Below are 5,350 nucleotides of genomic sequence, written 5' to 3'. Positions count from 1 at the left end.
GGCGCTGATGTATATACTAAATTAGCTAAAGAAGTAATCAAAGCTTCAAAAGATAAATAATCGGATTAATATATAGATGAAAGAACTAAATGGCTAAGTGTTTAGTTAAACAAATGTCTGAGATTAGCAGAATTATTACATTGGCTATTAAATAATTGAGTGTTAAAAATTGATATAGTCACTATATGTAAGGTGAGAGAGGTTAGTTATGCCTAGAGAAGTTAAAAGTAAGAAAAGTAAATCATCTGGCTTGGGGAAGGGTCTTGGAAACTTAATGAAGGTAGATACTGTAGAATCTGTGTTACCTGAAAAGGAGATTCACGAACTACCAATTTCCGAATTAGTTCCAAATGCAGATCAACCTCGTAAAAGCTTTGATGAAGATAGTTTAGCTACATTAGCTGAATCTATTAAAAATCTTGGTATTTTTCAACCGATTGTAGTACGTAAACAAAAGAATAAATACCAAATCGTAGCTGGTGAACGTCGTTACCGTGCGGCTATTATTGCAGGTTTAGAGACTGTACCAGTTATTGTAAAGAAGTATAATACAGAAGAAATGACAGAGGTAGCCCTCGTTGAAAATCTGCAACGTGAAGGCTTAGATCCAATTGAAGAAGCTTTGGCATACCAAGGTTTAATGGATACTTACAAACAAACGCAAGAAATGATTTCTGCTCGTTTAGGTCGCAGCCGTTCTTATATTGCGAACATGGTTCGTTTATTGAAATTATGTGATTCTGTACAAAAAGATCTTATAGAAGGTGACTTAACAGTAGGTCAAGCTCGTCCATTGTTGGCATTGCGTAGTGCAGCTCAACAAATGGAAGCTGCTGAACGCATTAAAGAGGGCGAATTAAGTGCCCGTCAAGCAGAGGCTCTTGTTAAGTCTATGCAAAATAAAACACCAAAGGCAAAGACTGCTAAGCCGCAAAGTACTGCAGAAGTACGTGCTCTTATGGATCGTTTAAAACTAAGCTTAGGATCTCCTGTAAATATTAAGTTCCGCGCTGGTAAAAAGGTACAAGGTAAGATTGAAATTGCCTTCTCCTCTGAAGCAGAACTAGAAAGACTCATTGCTTATATGGATGGTCAAGACCATACAGATGATACTGAAACTGTAGAATTTAGAGTATAATTGCTTAGCAATAGCAATAGCAATAGCAATAGCAATAGCAATAGCAGTGTATAACTGTATACTCATTATTACTATGTAATTACTATATATAGTGGATATGTAAGTAAATAACATAATTGGTATACTAAATCTGATATCGAATTATGTAAATTTAGTAATGACAAATCGAACATAATTCTGTATAATGTAAATACAATTTACAATCCACGGTGAAAGCGTAGTCTACGGACTGCGCTTTTACTGTTATGTTAAGTAACAAGGATAGACTATGGAACAAACACCTAAAGCAAACCGCGTGCATATTGGCTTTTTTGGCCGTTGTAATGCTGGTAAGTCTACATTGATTAATATGTTAACAGATCAGCCTGTATCCCTCGTATCTGAAGTAGCAGGGACAACGACAGACCCTGTGAGCAAATCTATGGAGATTTTACCACTAGGACCTGTAGTGATTACCGATACAGCTGGTATAGACGATACAACTGAATTAGGTACGTTGCGGATGGAGAAAACAGAAGAGGTTGTGAAGAAGATTAACCTCGCTGTTTATGTACTTCGTACCGATGAAGAACCAACTACTGATGATATGCATTGGTTAGGCCTATTAAAACAAAATAATGTGCCTATTGCATTATTTATAAATGAAATCAATGCAGAAATTGACAAAGAAAATGATAAAGAAAAGATCATAGAAAATAAAACAGATGCATCTACTTATGTAGAAACTCATAAGGGATTATCTGAATTAGCTACTGTCATTGGTTCTGCTGATTTTACATCTAAGGTTAAACGTTTAGAGTTACTCGATCTTCTGGGCGGATTAACACCACTTGATGTAGAAGGGGATCAAACTCTATTACAAGGTTTAGTAGAAGAAGGGGATACAATCATCCTCGTGTGTCCTATCGATAGTGCAGCTCCAAAAGGGCGCCTCATCTTGCCACAGGTACAAACGATTCGAGAAATTCTTGATTACAAAGGCTTAGCACTCGTGTGTCAAACAGAAGAGTTACCATCCATGATTAATTCTCTTAAGAATCCGCCTAAGATGGTTATCTGTGACTCTCAAGCCTTTGATCGGGTTGATGAGTTAACACCTAGTACAATTCCGTTGACGTCCTTTTCCATCTTGATGGCACGCTTTAAAGGAAAATTACAGGACTTAGTAGCTGGTGTAAAGGCGATTAAGAATTTGAAACCAGGTTCTAGAGTGCTCATCAGCGAAGGCTGTACACATCGTCGTCAATGTGATGATATTGGGACTGTAAAAATTCCTAATCTTCTTAAGAAGCAAGGGCATAGGGATTTACAGCTAGAATTTACGAGTGGGGGAGCCTTCCCAAAAGACGTATCTCAGTATGATTTAATCATCCACTGTGGTGCTTGTATGCTTACACGCCGCGAAGTATTACGACGCATTGAATGTGCCGTTGTACAAGGCACACCAATCGTAAATTACGGTGTACTCATAGCCGCTCTACATGGTATACTAGAACGAGCGATAAGCCCATTTGTTGACGAATTAGAGGGCTAATAAAGTATTGTAATGTGTATCTAACACATATATGTAGATATAACCTTACATGCTTGTTATATGAATTGTTATATAGATATCGCTTATCTATATTAGATACATTAAATATATTAAATTAAATTGTATACAGTCATTTAACTTTCACAATAAGAATGGTATAATTAAGTGTTGGAGTTTGAATGATTGTATAGGAAGGAATATACATGTTCGAATCGATTCAACCGTGGATTGGCATGGCAACCATCGTTCTTGTTATAGCGTTGTTAGTGTATTGTGTCATCTTGCACATTCGCTTAGGGAGTCTTAAAAAGAAATACGATTTCTTTATGCAAGGGGACAATGGTGCGAGCCTAGAACGTAAATTATCTGTAGAGGTTAGCGAAATTCGCGATGCTGCTAAGGGTCTTGAGACTATGATGACCGAACAAGCGGCGATCCGCAATATTCAAAGCAATACGATACAAAAAATTGGCTTTGTCAAATATAATGCCTTTGAAAATATCGGTAATGATTTGTCTTTTGCACTTACATTACTTGATGGCAACAATAACGGTATCTGTATCTCTAGTATTTATGGTCGTAGCGAATCCCGTATTTTTAGTAAACCCATTGTGAAAGGTAAAAGTCTCGTAAGTCTTTCACAAGAAGAATTAGAGAGTTTGAACGAAGCGTTGGGCGAGCGCACCAATGAGGAAGCGTTAACGAGCGCCATCGTTTCTAAATAAGGAAGGTTTGTATTGAAAGTACCGGCATTTATTTCAAATAAAGTTGAAAGAAATGGTGACAACTGCATATTGACATTAACAACCAAGCAAGCGAAGGTTGCAGCTATTGTAAGCTCTATTATAATTATCGCCGCATTGGTTCTCGGCATTTGGGGCATCGTGCGCCAAGCTGAGGTTGTGCAATTACGTCAACAGACACAATTACAATCTGAACAGCTAAAATTGTTACAACAAAAGACAGATGTTTTAGATAAGAAAATTCAAAACTTAAATCAAATTAGCGAAGAGAATAAGCAAATGCTTAAGGGCGCTGAATCTGGCACACCATCTCAAGGTGGCGGGGACGGTAGCGACCCAAAGCAGCCAGCCGCTGATGAAAGCGAAGTAAAGACGCTGACGGCGGCACAATTATCAGCGCGTCTATCAAAAATGGACAAGGACGCACAAAAACTGCTAGTTAGCTTCTATACAATGCGTAATATCCTTCGCGATGGTGGTGCGCAAGACCTTATGGCTATGCAATCCATTAACTTCTCTGCTGGCTCTGGTGGTGTTACGAATAACACAACGCCAAGTATCTGGCCTAGCAAGGGCGTTATTACGTCTCCATTTGGTAGCCGTGTGGACCCTGTAACAGGCGCAATCGGTGCATTCCATGAAGGGGTAGATATTGCGGATGACTATGGTACACAAATCGTGGCTACCGCTGCTGGCGTTGTAACCTTTGCGGGTTATACAGAGGGCGGCTACGGTAACCTTGTTGAGATTGACCATGGGAATGGCTTCGTAACACGGTATGGCCATAATAGTGCTGTATTGGTAACCGTAGGGATGAGCGTAAAACAAGGTCAAACAATTGCCTTGATGGGTAGTACTGGTAAAAGTACAGGCGCCCACGTTCACTATGAGGTACGCCTCAATGGATCTCCTACAGACCCTATGATCTTCTTGCCAATTAGCAACTAGAAACATAATATAAAACAGAATATATGTAACATAAAACATAATTCATAGGAAAAAGAACTTGTTATGCGTGCAAATGCACTAATAGCAAGTTCTTTTTCTTTTCTTTTGTATATATATATTGTAAAATAAAAGTATATGAACGGAGGTATATCTATGAAGGCCTATGTACAAGTTTATACCGGCGAAGGCAAGGGCAAAACGACCGCTGCTATTGGTCTAGCCATCCGTGCCATCGGCGCTGGCAAGAAAGTCCTCTTTTTGCAATTTATGAAATCTAAAGTATATAGTGAACATACTATTTTACCTACCTTAAAGAATTTAACCTTAGAAACCGTGGGCAAGCCATTCTTTATCATAAAAGAAGGGATGAAGAGCAAGGATGAACTCGCTAAATGGGGCGATGAAGTGGTTGTCTTTGAATCTGGCAATCCGCCAAAGGACTATGTAGCGCTCATCGAAAAAGGCTACGAACGTGCACTAGCTGCTATCAGCAGTGGTGAATACGATCTCGTGGTTCTTGATGAATACAACATGGCACTCTTCTTTGAACTCATTACATGGGATAAAACAAAGGCTTTGCTCGATGCTCGTCATCCAGAAACGGAACTCGTATTTACGGGCCGTGGGGCTCCTCAAGAATTAATCGATGAGGCAGACCTTGTAACGGAAATGAAAGAGGTCAAACATTACTACCTTCAAGGCGTTATGGCTCGAAAAGGTATTGAAAACTAATCATAGGTACACCTAAGGAGGTGATGTGGTTGAGTACAGTGGCTATTGTGGCCCTCGTTATTGTGGCCATCATTGCAGCACTCATCTTGATTATCCTACTGACACCAATCACATATAGCATCGAAATCAACGGACGCTCGCCATATCGTGGCGAAGTGCGCGTCAAATGGCTGTGGCGTGTATTTTCACTGCATTTAGCGTATTGCTGAAGAAATAATTCGGAGGGGCGGTGTTGTCTTTGGCGCTTCTATGTCT

Annotated in this window: 6 protein-coding genes; all 6 read left to right on the top strand. The window is 39.4% G+C overall.

Features of this window, described 5'->3' with window-relative positions:
* Positions 1-208 precede the first annotated feature (208 nt).
* Complete coding sequence (locus QZR70_RS08360) at positions 209-1,138, top strand: ParB/RepB/Spo0J family partition protein (protein WP_295794454.1); 930 nt, start codon at positions 209-211, stop codon at positions 1,136-1,138.
* 268 nt (positions 1,139-1,406) lie between these two features.
* Positions 1,407-2,672 (top strand): [FeFe] hydrogenase H-cluster maturation GTPase HydF, encoded by a 1,266-nt coding sequence (gene hydF / locus QZR70_RS08355; protein ID WP_295794452.1) that lies wholly within the window; start codon positions 1,407-1,409, stop codon positions 2,670-2,672.
* Positions 2,673-2,875: 203 nt separating this feature from the next.
* On the top strand, positions 2,876-3,397 hold the full coding sequence (locus QZR70_RS08350) for a DUF4446 family protein (RefSeq protein WP_105086124.1): 522 nt from the start codon (positions 2,876-2,878) through the stop codon (positions 3,395-3,397).
* A gap of 12 nt (positions 3,398-3,409) precedes the next feature.
* Positions 3,410-4,363 carry a M23 family metallopeptidase gene (locus QZR70_RS08345; protein WP_295794449.1) on the top strand — a complete coding sequence of 318 codons (954 nt, stop codon included), beginning with the start codon at positions 3,410-3,412 and terminating at the stop codon, positions 4,361-4,363.
* Between the two features lie 153 nt (positions 4,364-4,516).
* A complete protein-coding gene (locus tag QZR70_RS08340) occupies positions 4,517-5,095 on the top strand; it encodes a cob(I)yrinic acid a,c-diamide adenosyltransferase (RefSeq protein WP_039968824.1) in 579 nt (192 codons plus the stop codon).
* Between the two features lie 29 nt (positions 5,096-5,124).
* Positions 5,125-5,304, top strand: coding sequence for a hypothetical protein (locus QZR70_RS08335; protein ID WP_295794447.1), 180 nt, complete (start codon positions 5,125-5,127; stop codon positions 5,302-5,304).
* Positions 5,305-5,350: the final 46 nt, after the last annotated feature.

The organism is uncultured Veillonella sp., assembly GCF_900545205.1.
Taxonomy (GTDB): domain Bacteria; phylum Bacillota; class Negativicutes; order Veillonellales; family Veillonellaceae; genus Veillonella.
Note: the sequence above shows the minus strand (reverse complement) of the source record. Positions and strands in the feature narration are given on the sequence as shown.